The sequence below is a fragment of the Staphylococcus sp. AtHG25 genome, assembly GCF_003217445.1.
Lineage (GTDB): Bacteria > Bacillota > Bacilli > Staphylococcales > Staphylococcaceae > Staphylococcus > Staphylococcus haemolyticus.
Window position 1 is genome coordinate 34,408 of the sequence record NZ_QJSN01000006.1, and the last position, 19,716, is coordinate 54,123.

The 19,716-nt window shown below is 32.3% G+C and carries 14 protein-coding genes; 10 read left to right on the forward strand and 4 right to left on the reverse strand.

Annotation, left to right across the window (positions count from 1 at the left end):
- The first annotated feature begins 283 nt into the window (after positions 1-283).
- A complete protein-coding gene (gene acnA / locus BDW31_RS06320) occupies positions 284-2,989 on the forward strand; it encodes an aconitate hydratase AcnA (RefSeq protein WP_053024690.1) in 2,706 nt (901 codons plus the stop codon).
- Between the two features lie 94 nt (positions 2,990-3,083).
- Positions 3,084-3,554, forward strand: a complete 471-nt coding sequence (gene menI / locus BDW31_RS06325; RefSeq protein WP_011275848.1) for a 1,4-dihydroxy-2-naphthoyl-CoA hydrolase MenI — start codon at positions 3,084-3,086, stop codon at positions 3,552-3,554.
- Positions 3,555-3,811: 257 nt separating this feature from the next.
- Here menI and BDW31_RS06330 read toward each other — a convergent pair whose 3' ends face one another.
- Positions 3,812-4,111, reverse strand: coding sequence for a HesB/YadR/YfhF family protein (locus BDW31_RS06330; protein WP_011275847.1), 300 nt, complete (start codon positions 4,109-4,111; stop codon positions 3,812-3,814).
- A gap of 169 nt (positions 4,112-4,280) precedes the next feature.
- On the reverse strand, positions 4,281-4,889 hold the full coding sequence (gene plsY / locus BDW31_RS06335) for a glycerol-3-phosphate 1-O-acyltransferase PlsY (RefSeq protein ID WP_011275846.1): 609 nt from the start codon (positions 4,887-4,889) through the stop codon (positions 4,281-4,283).
- A 201-nt stretch (positions 4,890-5,090) separates the two neighbouring features.
- On the opposite strand from plsY, the gene parE reads away from it, so the two are divergent.
- The 6 genes from parE (at position 5,091) to mprF (ending at position 16,248) form a co-directional block, all read left to right on the forward strand.
- A complete protein-coding gene (gene parE / locus BDW31_RS06340) occupies positions 5,091-7,091 on the forward strand; it encodes a DNA topoisomerase IV subunit B (protein WP_037558066.1) in 2,001 nt (666 codons plus the stop codon).
- Complete coding sequence (gene parC, locus BDW31_RS06345; protein ID WP_037551350.1) at positions 7,088-9,487, forward strand: DNA topoisomerase IV subunit A; 2,400 nt, start codon at positions 7,088-7,090, stop codon at positions 9,485-9,487. Before parE ends, parC begins: the two co-directional genes overlap by 4 nt.
- Positions 9,488-9,703: 216 nt before the next feature.
- Positions 9,704-11,161, forward strand: coding sequence for a glutamine transporter AlsT (alsT, locus tag BDW31_RS06350; protein WP_053024691.1), 1,458 nt, complete (start codon positions 9,704-9,706; stop codon positions 11,159-11,161).
- Between the two features lie 161 nt (positions 11,162-11,322).
- Complete coding sequence (gene glcT / locus BDW31_RS06355; RefSeq protein WP_053024692.1) at positions 11,323-12,177, forward strand: glucose PTS transporter transcription antiterminator GlcT; 855 nt, start codon at positions 11,323-11,325, stop codon at positions 12,175-12,177.
- Between the two features lie 77 nt (positions 12,178-12,254).
- Positions 12,255-13,484, forward strand: coding sequence for an AI-2E family transporter (locus BDW31_RS06360; RefSeq protein ID WP_110709354.1), 1,230 nt, complete (start codon positions 12,255-12,257; stop codon positions 13,482-13,484).
- A gap of 241 nt (positions 13,485-13,725) precedes the next feature.
- A complete protein-coding gene (gene mprF, locus BDW31_RS06365; RefSeq protein WP_053024694.1) occupies positions 13,726-16,248 on the forward strand; it encodes a bifunctional lysylphosphatidylglycerol flippase/synthetase MprF in 2,523 nt (840 codons plus the stop codon).
- A 72-nt stretch (positions 16,249-16,320) separates the two neighbouring features.
- Here the strand turns inward: mprF and msrA are convergent, their stop codons facing one another.
- Positions 16,321-16,827, reverse strand: coding sequence for a peptide-methionine (S)-S-oxide reductase MsrA (gene msrA / locus BDW31_RS06370; protein ID WP_037551362.1), 507 nt, complete (start codon positions 16,825-16,827; stop codon positions 16,321-16,323).
- 146 nt (positions 16,828-16,973) lie between these two features.
- Here msrA and BDW31_RS06375 point away from each other — a divergent pair, with 146 nt between their 5' ends.
- On the forward strand, positions 16,974-17,951 hold the full coding sequence (locus BDW31_RS06375; protein WP_037551365.1) for an LCP family protein: 978 nt from the start codon (positions 16,974-16,976) through the stop codon (positions 17,949-17,951).
- Positions 17,952-18,039: 88 nt separating this feature from the next.
- Here the strand turns inward: BDW31_RS06375 and BDW31_RS06380 are convergent, their stop codons facing one another.
- Positions 18,040-18,228 carry a 2-hydroxymuconate tautomerase gene (locus BDW31_RS06380; RefSeq protein ID WP_011275837.1) on the reverse strand — a complete coding sequence of 63 codons (189 nt, stop codon included), beginning with the start codon at positions 18,226-18,228 and terminating at the stop codon, positions 18,040-18,042.
- Between the two features lie 152 nt (positions 18,229-18,380).
- On the opposite strand from BDW31_RS06380, the gene BDW31_RS06385 reads away from it, so the two are divergent.
- Entirely contained in the window at positions 18,381-19,643 is a 1,263-nt protein-coding gene (locus BDW31_RS06385) for a Y-family DNA polymerase (RefSeq protein ID WP_053024695.1), read from the forward strand.
- Positions 19,644-19,716: the final 73 nt, after the last annotated feature.

Genomic DNA, 19,716 nt, shown 5'->3' on the forward strand with positions numbered 1-19,716 from the left:
CATAATAACATTATTGCCCTTAAGTGCTTTTATAAGTACTTGAGGGTTTTTTTGAATTTTAAAGAGACCATATTATATATTAATGAAAATCATTCTCAATTAATAATATTTACTTATAGTGGTAAGTGCATATGATAAGAATAACTTATATATACTGATTATAAATGCGAAAGCTAAATCACGTGAAATGTAGGTATATACAGTTGTTTTGAAAAACATATAATTATACAATTTATTTAAAGGCATATAAATATGAATTTTAATATTCAAGGGGGATATATAAATGACTTCTAACATTAAGCAACAAGCTAAAAAGACATTTGAAGCAAATGGCCAGTCATATACGTACTATGATTTAAAAAGTTTAGAAGAACAAGGTTTAACAAAAATAAGTAAATTACCTTACTCAATTCGTGTTTTATTAGAATCAGTATTAAGACAAGAAGATGAATTTGTCATTACTGATGAACATATTAAAGCGTTGGGTAACTTTGGCAATGAAGGAAATGAAGGTGAAGTACCTTTCAAACCATCTCGTGTTATTCTGCAAGACTTCACAGGTGTTCCTGCAGTTGTTGATTTAGCATCATTACGTAAAGCAATGAACGATGTTGGTGGGGATATTAATAAAATCAACCCAGAAGTGCCAGTTGACTTAGTCATTGACCACTCTGTTCAAGTTGATAGCTATGCTAATCCAAATGCATTAGAAAGAAATATGAAATTAGAATTCGAACGTAATTATGAGCGTTATCAATTTTTAAATTGGGCGACTAAAGCATTTGATAACTATAATGCTGTTCCCCCTGCAACTGGTATTGTTCACCAAGTAAACTTAGAATATCTTGCAAATGTTGTACACGTTCGCGATGTTGATGGAGAACAGACGGCATTTCCTGACACACTTGTAGGAACTGACTCTCATACTACAATGATCAATGGTATTGGTGTACTAGGTTGGGGTGTTGGTGGTATTGAAGCTGAAGCGGGTATGCTAGGACAACCTTCTTACTTCCCAATCCCTGAAGTAATTGGTGTTCGATTAACTAATTCATTACCACAAGGTTCAACAGCTACTGATTTAGCATTACGTGTAACTCAAGAACTACGTAAAAAAGGTGTAGTTGGCAAATTTGTTGAATTCTTCGGTCCTGGTGTAACTGACTTACCACTAGCAGATCGTGCAACAATCGCTAACATGGCGCCTGAATATGGTGCAACTTGTGGTTTCTTCCCAGTTGATGAAGAATCTCTTAAATATATGAGATTAACTGGACGTAAAGAAGAGCATGTTGAATTAGTTAAAGCTTATTTAGAACAAAATAATATGTTCTTCACTGTAGATAAAGAAGACCCTGAATATACGGATGTCATCGACTTAGATTTATCTACTGTTGAAGCTTCATTATCAGGTCCAAAACGTCCACAAGATTTAATTTTCTTAAGTGATATGAAGAAAGAATTTGAAAAATCTGTTACAGCACCTGCTGGTAACCAAGGACATGGACTAGATAAAAGTGAATTTGATAAAAAAGCAAATATCAATTTTGCTGATGGTTCAACTGCAACAATGAAAACAGGTGATATTGCTATCGCAGCAATCACATCATGTACAAATACATCTAACCCATATGTTATGTTAGGTGCAGGATTAGTTGCTAAAAAAGCCGTTGAAAAAGGTCTTAAAGTTCCTGAATTTGTTAAAACTTCATTAGCACCAGGCTCAAAAGTTGTAACTGGATACTTAAGAGATTCAGGTCTTCAAGAATATTTAGATGACTTAGGATTTAACTTAGTTGGTTACGGCTGTACAACATGTATTGGTAACTCTGGTCCATTATTACCTGAAATCGAAAAAGCAGTGGCTGAAGAAGATTTACTAGTTACATCAGTATTATCTGGTAACCGTAACTTTGAAGGTCGTATCCATCCATTAGTTAAAGCAAACTATTTAGCTTCTCCTCAATTAGTAGTAGCTTATGCATTAGCTGGTACAGTTGATATTGATTTACAAAATGAGCCAATTGGAAAAGGTAAAGACGGTCAAGATGTTTACTTAAACGATATCTGGCCAACAATTCAAGAGGTTGCAGATACTGTAGATAGTGTTGTAACACCTGAACTATTCTTAGAAGAGTATAAAAACGTGTATAATAACAATGAAATGTGGAATAAAATTGATGTAACAGATGCACCATTATATGACTTTGATCCTAATTCAACATATATACAAAATCCATCATTCTTCCAAGGTTTATCAAAAGAGCCTGGTACAATTGAACCACTTAAAGATTTAAGAGTTATGGGTAAATTTGGCGATTCTGTTACGACTGACCATATTTCTCCAGCCGGTGCAATCGGTAAAGACACACCAGCTGGTAAATATTTATTAGATCATGATGTACCTATTAGAAACTTTAACTCTTACGGTTCTCGACGTGGTAACCATGAAGTAATGGTAAGAGGTACATTTGCTAATATTCGTATTAAAAACCAATTAGCGCCAGGTACTGAAGGTGGATTCACTACTTACTGGCCTACAGATGAAGTAATGCCTATATATGATGCAGCGATGAAATATAAAGAAGACGGTACTGGTTTAGCTGTTTTAGCAGGAAACGACTACGGTATGGGTTCTTCTCGTGACTGGGCTGCAAAAGGTACAAACTTATTAGGTGTGAAAACTGTTATCGCTCAAAGCTATGAACGTATTCACCGTTCTAACTTAGTTATGATGGGTGTTTTACCATTACAATTTAAAGATGGTGAATCAGCAGAATCATTAGGATTAGATGGAAAAGAATCTATCTCTGTTGATATTGACGAAACAGTAAGTCCACGTGATACTGTGAAAGTACATGCTAAAAAAGAAAATGGTGAAGTCGTTGATTTTGAAGCAATTGTACGATTTGATTCACTAGTTGAATTAGATTACTATCGTCATGGTGGTATTTTACAAATGGTTCTAAGAAATAAATTAGCGCAATAATATATGAACTTTAAAGCCATGCTGACTTTATGTTGGCATGGCTTTTTTATGTTAATATGAAATATGAATGATTTTGGAAAAGAGGTACTTAAGAATGATATACAGTATGACTGAAATTGAAGCTAGATATCAAGAAACAGATAAAATGGGTGTGATTTATCATGGTAATTATGCAACATGGTTTGAGGTTGCACGAACAGATTATATCCGAAAGTTGGGTTTTAGTTATGCAGATATGGAAAAAGAGGGCATCATTTCTCCAGTTGTAGACCTTCAAATAAAATATAGAAAATCAATTTTTTATCCTGAAAAAGTGACAATTAAAACATGGGTTGAGCAATATTCAAGACTTAAATCAGTTTATTGTTATGAAGTATATAATGAGAATGGAGAACTTGCCACAACTGGTTCAACTCAATTAATTTGTATGAAATCAAGTAATTTTCGACCAATTAGATTAGACCGTTACTTCCCAGAATGGCATAAGGTTTATAGTCATGTAGATAAATTAAATCAAGATGGAAAAGATTTTGAAGTGACACAATCAAGCGACCTTGAAATATAGATGATATACAAGACTTAGGGAGAGGAATGTATTCACTTAACCCCAGCTTGCTTTGCTTGAAGAATTTCAGAACGAAATTCTCTATGCGGGGGCCGACTATCATTTACCTTACCTTTAAAATTTTTATTGTAATTTCATGCGTTTAGATTTATCACTAATATGTATTAAAAAAACTGAGAAATGCTATATGGGAGCGTCTTCTCAGTTCTTTTATCTTAATATATTTATGTTTAGTTAAATTCAACGGTTTTTATGACTTACTTCAATTTAGAATAGGCAATTTCATCATCATGATCTACTTTTTCAACGAGGACTTCATTGTCCTCGAAATACCATAGATCTTCTTCTGAAACGACTAATATCAAATCATTATAATTTTCTTCGTAACCAATTTCTACATCTTCTCTTGGTTCAACGCGAAAGGCAGGACTGAAACCTTGTTTAAGTTGAAATTCACCACCATAGCGAACGTAAAACTGTAAAACTTTGTTATTTTCAGGTAAGTCTAGTTCATCTTTAAACCATTCTACAGCTTGATCTGTTAGTTTAATTTTCATTACATTATCCTCCTACCTTATTTATCTATTACTTGGATTTTATTTTTTAAATGGAACTCTTAGAATTATAACATATTTATATTTTGAGATAATCCATAAGGTTTCAATGAAGATATAAAAAAGCATTAAGCGAATTGATACGCTTAATGCATTATTATCGGTATTAGATTTACATCCATTTTATTTTTGGCTCTTCGCCTTTAAAAATTCTTACAATATTGGTGCGATGTCTTACTATTAAAATTATGGAAACGAGTAAGCTCATCCCAAATAATATGTAATCTTGTATGATGAGAGAGCCAATAACGCAACAAATTGCTGCAATAATACTTGAGAGTGAAACATATTTAAATATATATAATACTCCAAAGAATATAATTGCCAATATAAGTAGCAAGATAGGATTTACGCCTAAGACAACACCAGCACTTGTAGCTACAGCTTTTCCACCCTTAAATCTAAGATATATTGGATATACATGGCCAAGTATTGCGAATAAACCTACAATTAACCCATGTGTGAAGAACGTGCTAAGCGGTCCATCTGCATGCACTGGAAACCAAATAGGAAAGAACACAGTAATAAATCCTTTAAATATATCTAAAAAGGTTACAATAAATCCTGCTGGTTTACCTAGAACTCGGAAACTATTAGTTGCGCCAGTATTACCACTGCCATATTGTCTAATATCTTTTTTGAAAAACAGCTTTCCTATAACATATCCATTAGGAATAGCACCGATGAGATAGCTTAATATGAGCATGACTACTATCATCATATAACTTTACACATCCTTTAATAACGTAGCTATATTTTACCATAATCTAATAGATAACAACGACCAATTTTAAAAATTTGTTCTTAATAGGAACTTTAAATAGATTAGTTTTAACTCACGCTTGCAATTTAGACCGATTTATATAAGAATAACTATTGTATAGTTTTTAAAACGAACGTACGTTTGTAGGAGGCGAACGCATTGGCAACAAAAAATTCAAATCATTACTCAGATGATTCTATTCAAGTATTAGAGGGATTGGAAGCTGTAAGAAAGCGTCCAGGTATGTATATAGGATCTACTGATAAACGAGGACTACATCATTTAGTGTATGAAGTAGTAGATAACTCCGTAGATGAAGTTTTAAACGGATATGGTAACGAAATAAATGTAACAATAAATCAAGATAATAGTATTTCTATTGAAGATAATGGTCGTGGTATGCCTTCAGGAATGCATGCATCAGGTAAACCTACTGTTGAAGTTATTTTCACTGTATTGCACGCCGGTGGTAAATTCGGCCAAGGCGGATATAAAACATCAGGTGGATTGCATGGGGTTGGTGCATCTGTAGTTAACGCATTAAGCGAATGGTTAGAAGTAGAAATACATAGAGACGGGAATATTTACAAGCAAAGCTTTAAAAATGGTGGAGTGCCAGCATCTGGATTAGTTAAATCAGGTAAAACAAAAAAAACGGGAACTAAAGTTACATTTAAACCAGATCCTGAAATATTTAAAGCTACAACTACATTTAATTTTGAAACCTTAAGTGAGAGGTTACAAGAATCTGCCTTCCTATTAAAGAATCTTAAAATAACATTGAAAGATTTACGTAGTGGCAAAGAACGTGAAGATGTTTATCATTATGAAGAGGGGATTAAAGAGTTTGTCAGTTATGTAAATGAAGGCAAAGAGGTTCTTCACGACGTAACTATGTTTACAGGTGCTTCAAATGGTATAGAAGTAGATGTCGCTTTTCAATATAATGATCAATATTCAGAGAGTATATTAAGCTTCGTAAATAACGTGCGTACCAAAGATGGCGGAACACATGAAGTAGGATTTAAAACTGCAATGACACGTGTGTTCAACGATTACGCAAGAAGAATCAATGAATTAAAAGAAAAAGACAAGAATTTAGACGGTAATGATATTCGTGAAGGTTTAACTGCAGTTATATCAGTTCGCATACCTGAAGAATTGTTACAATTTGAAGGGCAAACTAAATCTAAATTGGGTACTTCAGAAGCTCGTAGTGCTGTTGATTCAGTAGTTTCTGATAAATTGCCATATTATTTAGAAGAAAAAGGTCAACTTTCTAAATCTCTAGTGAAGAAAGCAATTAAAGCACAACAAGCTAGGGAAGCTGCGCGTAAAGCACGTGAAGATGCACGTTCAGGTAAGAAGAATAAACGTAAAGACACTTTATTATCAGGAAAGTTAACACCTGCTCAAAGTAAAAATACTGAGAAAAATGAATTATATTTAGTCGAAGGTGACTCAGCAGGTGGTTCAGCTAAACTTGGAAGAGATAGAAAATTCCAAGCGATTTTACCTTTAAGAGGTAAAGTTATTAATACTGAAAAAGCAAGACTTGAAGATATTTTTAAAAATGAAGAAATTAATACTATCATTCATACAATTGGTGCTGGTGTTGGAAACGACTTTAAAATAGAAGACAGTAATTATAATAGAATTATTATCATGACTGATGCCGACACAGATGGTGCACATATTCAAGTATTATTATTAACCTTCTTCTTTAAGTACATGAAACCACTTGTACAAGCTGGAAGAGTATTTATCGCATTGCCGCCACTATATAAACTGGAAAAAGGAAAAGGTAAATCTAAGCAAGTTGAATACGCATGGACTGATGATGAACTTGAAAAACTTCAGAAGAAATTAGGAAAAGGATTTATGTTGCAACGTTATAAAGGTCTAGGTGAAATGAACCCTGAACAGTTATGGGAAACAACTATGAATCCTGAAACTAGAACATTAATTCGTGTTCAAATTGAAGATGAAATGCGTTCGTCTAAACGAGTTACAACTTTAATGGGTGATAAAGTTGCGCCACGTCGTGAATGGATTGAAAGTCACGTTGAATTTGGCATGCAAGAAGATCAAAGTATATTAGATAATACTGAAGTACAAGTACTAGAAACTGAAGAATATACTGAGGAGGAAACAAATTGAGTGAGATAATTCAAGATTTATCACTTGAAGATGTGATAGGTGATCGTTTTGGAAGATATAGTAAATATATTATTCAAGAACGTGCATTACCGGATGTTCGTGATGGCTTGAAGCCAGTACAACGAAGAATTCTTTTCGCAATGCATAGTAGTGGGAATACGTATGATAAGAATTTCCGTAAGAGTGCGAAGACAGTCGGAGACGTTATTGGTCAGTATCATCCTCATGGCGACTCATCAGTATATGATGCAATGGTGCGCTTAAGTCAAGATTGGAAATTACGTCATGTTTTAATTGAAATGCATGGTAATAACGGTAGTATCGATAATGATCCTCCTGCAGCAATGCGTTATACTGAAGCGAAATTAAGCCAATTATCGGAAGAACTTGTCAGAGATATTAATAAGGAAACTGTTGCATTTGTTCCAAACTATGATGATACAACTTTAGAACCAATGGTTTTACCAGCAAGGTTTCCTAATTTATTAGTTAATGGTTCAACAGGGATTTCTTCAGGTTATGCGACTGACATCCCACCTCATAATTTAGCAGAGGTAATTCAAGCAACATTGAAATACATCGATAATCCTGATATTACTGTTACTCAACTAATGAAATATATAAAAGGTCCAGATTTCCCTACTGGCGGTATTATTCAAGGTGTGGATGGCATTAAGAAAGCTTATGAGACTGGTAAAGGTAAAATTGTTGTACGTTCTAAAGTGGATGAAGAAACCCTTCGTAATGGTCGTCAACAACTTATCGTTACTGAGATTCCTTACGAAGTGAATAAAAGTTCACTAGTCAAAAGAATCGATGAGTTAAGAGCAGATAAAAAAGTAGATGGTATTATCGAAGTCCGTGATGAAACTGATCGCACTGGATTACGAATAGCAATCGAACTGAAAAAGGATGTAAATGCAGAAGCTATAAAAAACTATTTATTCAAAAACTCTGATTTACAAATTACTTATAACTTTAATATGGTTGCAATTAGTGACGGTCGTCCAAAACTAATGGGTATTCGCCAAATTATTGATAGTTACTTAAATCATCAAATTGAAGTTGTGGCAAATCGTACGAAATATGATTTAGATCACGCCGAAAAACGCATGCATATTGTGGAAGGTTTAATGAAAGCACTATCAATATTGGATGAGGTTATCACGTTAATTCGTAACTCTAAAAATAAAAAAGATGCTAAAGACAATTTAGTTGCTGAATTTGAATTTACGGAAGCTCAAGCAGAGGCTATTGTCATGCTTCAACTTTATCGTTTAACTAATACAGATATCGTTGCATTGGAAAATGAACATAATGAGTTAGCTAAATTGATTAAAGAATATCGTCATATACTTGATAATCATGATGCATTGTTACAAGTAATTAAAAGTGAATTGACTGATATTAGAAAACGATTTAAATCTGAGCGTTTATCATCAATTGAAGCGGAAATCGCAGAAATTAAAATTGATAAAGAAGTTATGGTTCCAAGTGAAGATGTTGTTTTAAGTATTACACGTCAAGGATATATTAAACGGACATCTACACGTAGTTTCAATGCCAGTGGTGTCACTGAAATAGGGCTTAAAGATGGAGACAGTTTACTCAAATATCAAACAGTTAACACGCAAGATACGGTACTTGTTTTTACAAACAAAGGAAGGTATATATTCATTCCGGTTCATAAATTAGCAGATATCAGATGGAAAGAACTTGGACAGCATGTATCTCAAATTGTTCCCTTAGATGATTATGAAACTGTAGTTGATGTTTACAATGAACAAAGTTTTAAAGATGACGCATTTTATGTACTAGCGACTCGAAATGGAATGATTAAAAAAAGTAACGTTAGCTTATTTAAAACGACTCGTTACAATAAACCATTAGTTGCTATGAAAGTTAAAGATAATGATGAATTAATAAACGTCATTCGATTAAATGAAGATCAACTCATCAATGTATTAACACATAAAGGTATGTCATTAACGTATTCAAGTGAAGAACTATCTGATACGGGATTACGAGCAGCTGGGGTGAAATCTATCAACTTAAAAGATGAAGATTTTGTCGTTATGACGGATGTTGTAGATAATGACAGCTCAATTATAATGGCTACTCAAAGAGGTGCTGTAAAACGAATTAGCTATAAGATTTTACAACAAGCTAAAAGAGCACAAAGAGGTATTACATTACTTAAAGAGTTGAAGAAAAATCCACATCGTGTTGTTGCAGGTTATGTTGTTAAAGATGAAAGTATGTATACTTTATATTCTGAAAGTCACTCTGAAGAAGGACAAATCACTGATATTCATTTATCTGAACAATACACAAATGGGTCATTTGTTGTTGATGTTAAAGAGTTTGGAGACGTCTTAAATATGACAATCGACTAATGGATTATAAAAATTATATTTTCAATTTTAAAAGAAAATGATAAAATTGAACTTGTTATTTTAACCAATTTTAATCTCTCAAGAGATTTATATTGATGTTGTATAACACTCAAACGTAATATGTACTAGTATTATTTTATTGGGTTTATTCAATACAGTATAAATCTCTTGTAGTATATCTTTGGATATTAATTTATTGTAGATGAGAGGGATTTAATGAATGATTTTGATAATTTAATACCTGGATGGTTTAAAACAATTGTTCAGGTAGGTAATGATTTAATTTGGTCGCAATATTTAATTGGATTGCTATTAACTGTAGGGTTCTTCTTTACTATTAGTTCTAAATTCGTGCAATTACGTATGTTGCCCGAAATGTTTAGAGCTTTAACTGAAAAACCTGAAACATTAAATAGTGGTAAAAAAGGTATATCGCCATTCCAAGCATTTGCAATTAGTGCTGGTTCACGTGTAGGTACTGGTAATATTGCAGGTGTAGCTACGGCAATTGTACTAGGTGGTCCTGGTGCAGTATTTTGGATGTGGGTAATTGCTTTTATCGGTGCTGCAAGTGCATTTATGGAGGCAACTTTAGCTCAAATTTATAAAGTTCATGACAAAGAAGGTGGATTCCGAGGGGGTCCCGCATATTACATAACTAAAGGTTTGAACCAAAAATGGTTAGGTATCTTATTCTCAATATTAATTACAATAACATTTGCGTTTGTATTTAATACTGTTCAATCTAATACGATTGCAGAATCATTAAATACTCAGTACAACATAAGTCCAGTTGTAACAGGAATTATTTTAGCTGTTATTACTGCAGCAATTATCTTTGGTGGTGTCCGCAGTATCGCGACATTATCTTCATTGATTGTTCCAATCATGGCTATTATTTATATCGGTATGGTTTTAGTTATCTTATTATTAAATATCGATCAAATTGTTCCGATGATTGGCACAATCATTAAGAGTGCATTTGGTTTCGAGCAAGTTACAGGAGGCGCAGTAGGTGCAGCGATACTTCAAGGTATTAAACGTGGTCTATTCTCTAACGAGGCTGGTATGGGTTCTGCGCCAAACGCAGCAGCAACAGCGGCAGTACCACACCCAGTTAAACAAGGTTTAATTCAATCACTTGGTGTATTTTTCGATACAATGTTAGTTTGTACAGCCACAGCGATTATGATTCTTTTATATTCAGGATTAAAATTTGGAGAAAATGCACCTCAAGGTGTTCAAGTTACACAATCAGCATTAAATGAACATTTAGGTTCAGCTGGAGGTATCTTCTTAACAATCGCAATTACGCTATTTGCATTTTCTTCTGTTGTTGGTAACTATTATTATGGTCAATCAAACATAGAGTTCTTATCTAAAAACAAAGTAGTTATGTTTATTTTTAGATGCTTAGTTGTCTTATTAGTATTTGTTGGATCAGTAGTAAAAACTGAAACTGTATGGAGTACTGCCGATTTATTCATGGGATTAATGGCAATTGTTAACTTGATTTCTATAATTGGTCTTTCAAATATAGCGATAGCTGTAATGAAAGATTACCAAAAACAACGTAAAGCTGGTATGAAACCTGTGTTTAAACCAGAGAATCTTGAAATTAACTTATTTGGTATTGAAACTTGGGGTAGAGAAAATCAACTACCTAAAAAATAATCACTTAAGTGATTGATTAAAATAGAATTTATTCATACTCCTTTCAATGTGTTGAAACTTTCATTCAAAACGTTGAAAGGAGTTTTTACATTAAGTTAGAAATCTTTTCATTTTTAATAAATAGATTTATAATTCATATATTACAGAGAAAGGTGATTATGATGAGTGAGTATACCATTTCTAAAGCTTTAAATAATAACGTCATCATATGCACTTATAATAATCAAGAGGTCATTCTCGTTGGAAAAGGTATTGGCTTTAATAAAAAGGCTGGAATGACCTTAGATGAAAGTGCTTCAATAGAAAAGGTTTATAAATTAGAGCAAAAACAACAGCAAGAATATTACAAATCTTTAGTTGAAATTGCCGATGAAGATGTTCTACAAGCGATTATTGAAGCAGTCAATTTTATTACAAGTACAACTCATACTACAGATGATAAAAACCTTGTTGTTGCATTGACTGATCATATTATATTTGCATATAAAAGATTAAAACAAAATCAAATTATTAGTAATCCATTTGCTATCGAAACCAAACATTTATATAGTGGTGCGTATGCTATTGCAAGTCAAGTTATTGATAAATTGAATCAACGACTAGATGTTAAGTTCCCAGCTGATGAAATTGGATTTATTGCATTACACATTGCTTCAAACACAGAGGATTTAACGATACATGAGATGTCTTTGATTAATAAATTGATTAGTAAAAGTATACTTATTATTAAAAATGATTTAAATCATGAAATCGATAATCATACGGTTCAATATCAACGTTTTATAAGACATATTCAATTTTTAATTCGACGACTTAATAAAAAAGAATACATATATGCTCAAGATTTTTTTATAGATATGGTTAAAAATCATTACCCAAATGCATATAATACTGCTTTTAAAATCTCAAAAATGATTCAAAAGCACTTGAATATTCCTATCGATGATTCCGAAATTGTGTATCTTGCATTACATATTTATCATTTTGAAACTCAAATAAGTTCATCGCATAACTAAGGAACACTTAGTTATTTTTTGTGTTATGATGTAAAATAGCTTTAGTTTTAATAGTTAGTTAAGGTATGGTGAAAAACATGGCAATTGAAAATAAGCAAGTTGAAGAAAAAAGCGCAAAAAAATTTAGTTTTACAGAAACGCGTTTTATGAAATTCTTAGGCGGTAAAGATTTATTATTTGCTTTGCTTTCATTAGTGCTCATAGGTATTGTAATATTTATATTTGATAAAGTTTCTTATGTTTTTGAACCATTTATCATCATATTTAATACAATTGTAGCACCAATTATTTTATCGCTTATTTTATTCTATCTTATTAATCCAGTGATTAATTTGATGGAGAGATATAATATTCCAAGATTACTAGGAATCATTATTGTATTTTTAGCTATTGTTGGTGGAGCGACATTAATTATTAATTTATTAATTCCGCTTATTGGAGATCAAATCACACGTTTAGCTAACAACTTCCCTAAATATGTAGATAAATTTAATAACGCAATAGATCAAGTCACACATTTTTCTTTCTTATCATCATTTTATACTCAAATACAAGATTGGTTAGACTCAGTTTCCAATAAGATACCTTCTATGGTTTCAAGTTATTTTGATGGATTTGGAACTAAAATTAGAAGTTTTGCAGAAGCTATTGTTAACGTAGGTGTAGTTCTTGTCACAACACCTTTTGTATTATTCTTCATGTTAAAAGATGGTCACAAATTTAAAGAGTATTCAACGAAGATTATGCCACCTAAATTTAGAAAAGATTACCATGATTTAATGGAAAAAATGAGTGTACAAGTTGGATCATATATCCAAGGTCAAATTATTGTTTCATTTTGTATTGGTATCTTACTCTTTATAGGCTATTCAATTATTGGTCTTGATTACGGTCTTGTACTTGCTTGTATAGCTGCTGTTACAAGTGTTATACCTTATCTAGGACCAACGATTGCTATTTCACCAGCCATCATTATAGCGATTATTACATCGCCATTCATGTTATTGAAATTAATTGTAGTATGGACGCTTGTTCAATTTATTGAAGGACATTTCATTTCACCTAATGTTATGGGAAAAACATTGAAAATTCATCCTTTAACGATTATTTTCATCTTATTGAGTGCTGGTAATTTATTAGGTATTGTTGGTGTTATTTTAGGTATTCCTGGATATGCAATACTTAAAGTATTAGTCTCACACCTATTCTTATTATTTAAACGTCGTTATAACAAGTATTATGGTGATGATTCAGGAGAATATGAAATTAAAAAAGAAGAAACTAAAGAATATACTAAAGCTGAATAAGCTCTAAACGAGTATTAAGTGTAAAAGCCAGTTTATCTAGCTTTCTCAGTTTTAGTTACCTAAGCGGGAATGAGATAATGAATTCATTTTGGATTCTGTATCATTCCCGCCTTTTTTTAGAAAGTATTTAATCTTACACACATTACAATAATGTTAGTATGAGTTATACATATTCATATGTTCATTCAAATGAAGGTATGATATATTTTTAAATAATCGTAGGTGAAGGTAGAGGTATGACATGACTGAAGAACTTAAGAATAGATTATTATCATTACTCAAATTTGTTTTTGCTGCAGTTTTATTTATAGCAGTTGTTGCAACGCTATATCATGAATTAGCACACATTAATTTTAAACAAACACTTGAAGCATTTAGCAAAATTAATCGTTGGTATCTAGTTGGCTTATTCATTTGCAGTGGTTCAGCTATGATTTTACTAAGTTTGTATGATCTTATCTTAGTAAAAGGGTTAAAACTGGATATACCACTTATTAGGGTTTTTAAAATCAGCTATATCATTAATGCACTTAATGCCATTGTTGGCTTTGGTGGATTTATAGGGGCTGGATTTAGAGCATTTATTTATAAAAATTATACAACTGATAGAAAAAAATTAGTTCATGTCATTTCAATCATACTGATTTCTATGTTAACGGGTTTGAGTCTTTTATCAATCCTTGTCGTGTTACATATCTTTGATGCTTCTCATATAATAAATAAAGTAAGTTGGGTTCGATGGATTTTATATGTTGTTGCATTATTTTTACCTTTATTTATTGCCTATACCATGATTAATCCTATTGATCGTAACAATAAATATTTAGGTGTTTATTGCACACTAGTATCAAGTTTTGAGTGGCTGGCAGCTGCCACAGTACTCTATTTATCAACAGTTATTGTAGATATTAACATAGCATTCACTACTGTTATCGGTATATTCATCATTGCTGCTCTTTCTGGATTGGTTAGTTTCATACCAGGTGGCTTCGGTGCTTTCGATTTAGTTGTATTATTAGGTCTTAAGTCTTTAGGCGTTCCTGAAGAAAAAGTACTATTAGCGTTATTATTATATCGTTTCGCTTATTACTTTGTACCAGTTATTATTGCACTTGTTTTATCTACATTTGAGTTTGGATCATCTGCGCGAAAATACTTCGAAGAATCTAAATATTTTGTACCTGCAAGAGATGTAACATCTTTTTTATTCTCTTATCAAAAAGATATTATTGCTAAGATTCCGTCATTTGCCTTAGCTACGTTAGTACTAATAACAAGTTTTGTTTTCTTTATTAATAACATTACAATTGTTTATGATGGTTTATACGATGATCATCATTTCGCATATTATATTATGTTATCTGTGCATACAAGTGCTTGCTTATTATTACTTATCAATGTTAGAGGTGTATTTAAACAAAGCCGACGTGCTATTTTGTTTGTAATGATTTCACTTGCTTTAATATTTAGTGCAACAGTATATACTTATGCATCTTTAATTCTTTTATCATGGATTTTATTAATATTTGTATTACTTGTTCTCGCTTATCGTCGTTCTAAAGTGATGAAACGACCATTCAGATTAAAACGTTTAATTTTTACAATTATTTTAAGTATGCTGGTATTGTATGTTAATCATTTTATAATTTCAGAAACTTTATATGCACTTGATATTTACCACATTGAAATGGATACTTCTTTATTGAAATATTATTTCTGGTTAACGATTCTTGTCGTAGTCATACTTGTAGGTATCGTCGCATGGTTATTGGGGTCTAGATACACTAGACCACACCAATTAGAAGATTTATCGAGATGTAAATCAATTATTGAAACGTATGGTGGCAATTATTTAAGTCATTTAATCTATAGTGGAGATAAAGATGTCTTTATGCATGAAGCGCAACAAGCTTTTTTAATGTATCGCTACAAAGGTAACGCTCTTGTTGTGTTAGGAGATCCAATCGGTGATACGAAAGCGTTTCAGTCTTTACTTATTGATTTTTATAACTACGGTGAAAAGTTAGGCTATGATATTATATTCTATCAAGTGTCAGATCGCTTTATGCCGCTATATCATAATTTTGGTAATCAGTTTTTCAAACTTGGTGAAGAGGCAATTATAGATTTAACTCAATTTACGACATCAGGAAAGAAACGTCGTGGTTTCCGAGCAACACTTAATAAATTTGATGATTTAAATATTCAATTTGAAATTTTAGAGCCACCTTTTTCGAAAGATCTCATTTTTCAATTAAAACAAGTTAGTGATCATTGGCTAGATGAACGTAATGAAATGCATTTTTCAGTAGGTCAATTTACAGAAGAGTATTTACAACAAGCACCTATTGGAATAATGAAGAATGAAGAAGGTAAAGTCATTGCGTTTTGCACTTTAATGCCTACTTATTATAATGAAGCTATTTCAGTAGATTTAATTCGTTGGTTACCTGATTTAGATTTACCTTTAATGGATGGCCTATATCTACATATGTTACTTTGGGGTAAAGATAAAGGCTATAAAGCATTTAACATGGGTATGGCAACTTTATCAAATGTAGGTCAATTAAATTACTCTTACCCTCGAGAGCGTGTAGCTGGGCGTGTATTTGAACACTTCAATGGTCTATATCGCTTTCAAGGACTACGTAAGTATAAAGAAAAATATAGTCCAAATTGGGAACCAAGATTTTTGGTTTATAGAAAAGATAGTTCACTATGGTATAGCATGTTAAAAGTAATGAGAGTTATTCGTCATAAATAATTGTTAAAAAAGGCATCCAACAAGTGAATGGGTGATAATCACCTTGAAGGGTGCCTTTGATTATTTAAAACTTTAATTGGATTTATAGTTTGCTCGGTCTTGTTGTTCTTGAGCATAACGCTCAGGGTTCTTTTTGTAAAAATCTTGATGATATTCTTCTGCTTTGTAAAAAGTTGAAGCGGGTAATATTTTAGTCGCTATTGCTTTTTCTGAATGAATTGTTTGCTCGAGTTGGTGAACGTATTGCTCAGCAAGTCTTTTTTGATCCTTATTCGTGTAGAATATAGCTGTTCTATATTGTGAACCTCTATCTTGAAACTGGCCACCATCATCAATGGGATCAATAACCGAGAAAAATACTTCTAATAATTTATTATAAGAAAACAATGCAACATCATATTCAATTTTTACAGTTTCATAATGTCCTGTGGTCCCACTTTTCACATCTTCATAAGTAGGGTTGTGAGTTGAACCACCCATATAGCCAGATGTTACTGTTTCTATACCATCGAATTGATCGAAAGGTTTGGTCATACACCAGAAACACCCACCAGCAAAATATGCTGTATTAATATTCATTTATGCCATCCTTTCATTGGACCTTAGTACCATTTATTTAAAAATTACTTGATTTTTCAAAGCAACTTCTATAATTTAATTATATATAATTATAGTACATAGATATACAATTTTGAAGATTTTTACTAGACGTAAGGTAGGTAAATATGACAGAAGAGAAGGATAAGATAGTATACAGGCGACAAGCAGACGCACAGACACCTTCTAAACGACGGAATAAGAAAAAACTACGTAAATTACCTTTTATCATTTTGATTATATTGATATTGCTAATCACAGCTATTATCTATATTGTCCATGGTTATCGTAGTGGTGTTAATTACGCTGAGAAACATGCAAAAGATATCAAAGTACATAAGTTTAATGGACCAGTAAAAAATGACGGTAAGATTTCTGTACTCGTGTTAGGTGCTGACAAAGCTAGCGGTGGTAAGTCGCGTTCAGATTCCATCATGGTAGTTCAATATGATTATATCCATAAGAAAATGAAAATGATGTCAGTGATGCGTGATATTTATGCGGAAATACCTGGATATCAGAATTATAAAATTAATGCAGCCTATTCACTTGGCGGACCCGAACTTCTTAGAAAGACTTTAAATAAGAATTTAGGTATTAATCCTGAATATTATGCAGTCATTGATTTTACGGGTTTTGAAAAGATGATTGATGAATTAGAACCTAATGGCGTTCCTATGGACGTAGAAAAAGATATGTCTGAAAATATTGGCGTATCTCTTAAAAAAGGTCATCATCGTTTAAACGGTAAAGAATTACTTGGATATGCGAGATTTAGACATGATGAGGAAGGAGATTTTGGGCGAGTTAGACGTCAACAACAAGTTATGCAGACGTTAAAAAAAGAGTTAGTTACACCTAGCTCAGTAATAAAATTGCCTAAAGTAGCTGGTATATTAAGGGGTTATATTAATACAAGTATGCCAAATTCAGCTATCTTCCAAACAGGTATTAGTTACGGTTTAAGAGGAGATAAGAACGTAGAATCTCTTACGGTTCCAATTAATAATTCGTACCAGAATATTAATACAAATAACGATGGCAGTGCCTTAGAGATTGATAAGGAGAAAAATAAAAAAGCTGTCAAAGAATTTCTAAATAACTAAAACGTAAAAGAGCGCACTCGATTGGGTGCACTCTTTTTTTACGCTTTTAATAAATACCATAATATTATTATGTAAACTAATAAAAGTTTTATTCTGCGTCTGATTTTCTAACTCCTGCAACGCCATAGTGATTTTTTTGCATTTCTTCAATAATCACATGAATTGCCTCTCTATTAGCTCCAGTAGTTTTTTCAACTGCATTTGTTACTTCTGTTACTAAATTTTTTAATTGTTCATCTGAGCGTCCTTCTAACAATTTAACATTGATGATTGGCATCTTATTTCCTCCTTGAATTAGTAATTTCATCCATAGTATAGCATGTTTTAGGGCAGTACTCCAAAAGAAATTTGAGAACGTTAGTTCTTGTTTTTATTGAAACAGAACAAGTGTTCGTATATAATGAAAATGACTAAGGGAGGTATCTTGGCATGTATGATTATAATTTATTGGAAGAAAGAGACATATTATGTATCGATCAAAAGAGTTTTTTTGCTAGTGTGTCATGTATCCAAAAGGGATTGGATCCTCTAGAAACAAAGTTAGCAGTAGTTGCAGACACTAAAAGACAAGGATCGGTTGTTTTAGCAGCCACACCTAAATTAAAAGAAATTGGTATCAAAACAGGGTCAAGACTATTCGAGATTCCGCATCGTAATGATATTTATATTATCAATCCTAGCATGAGAAAATATTTAGAAGTTTCAATAGCAATTTCTAAAATTGCGCTTAAATATGTACCGGGAGAAGATTTACATCAATACAGTATAGATGAATTCTTTTTAGATGTGACTGATAGCTATCATCGATTTAACTCTACTGTACAATCATTTGCAGAAAGATTACAACAGGAAATAGAAGATAAAACAGGGATATATTGCACTATTGGTATAGGATCAAACATGTTATTAAGTAAGGTCGCAATGGATATTGAAGCAAAACATACATCCAATGGTATTACAGAATGGAGATATCATGATGTCCCACAAAAGATGTGGAAAATTAGGCCATTACGTGATTTTTGGGGCATTAACAAGAAAACAGAAGCAAAGCTCAATAAGAAAGGGATTGTAACTGTTGGAGATTTAGCTCAATATCCATACAGATTTCTTAAAAGAGATTTTGGTGTATTAGGGATAGATATGCATTTACATGCTAATGGTATTGATCAAAGTAAATTGAGAGAAAAATATAATGTTACTAATCCATCCATATGTAAAAGCCAAATACTGATGAGAGATTATCGGTTTGAGGAGTCGAAAATTGTAATGCAAGAATTAATTGAAGACGTTGCTAGTAGAATAAGAGCACGTAAACAACTGGCAAGAACAATTCACTTTTCATTTGGTTATACAGAAGGCGGTGGTGTTCATAAGCAATATACACTAACAGATGCGACAAACTTAGAAAGAGACATCTATAAAGTAGTCAATTATTATGCGAATCAATTGTGTGATAAGAATGCACTGTATCGAACATTGAGCGTATCATTGACTCAACTTATTAATGAGGAAGACCGCCAGCTTAACTTATTTATAGACGAATATGAAAGAAGAAGAGATGAAAAGCTAGCTAAAACCATTGATTACTTACAAAACAAATATGGTAAGGGAATCGTATCTAAAGCGATATCTTACACTGATGCTGGAACAAAGCATGGTCGCTTGGGCTTAATGGCAGGGCATAAAATGTAAAATATATCCTCCTATCAATGAAATGAGCATTTAAAAGAAATCAAGCGCATTTCATTGTATTAGGAGGACATTA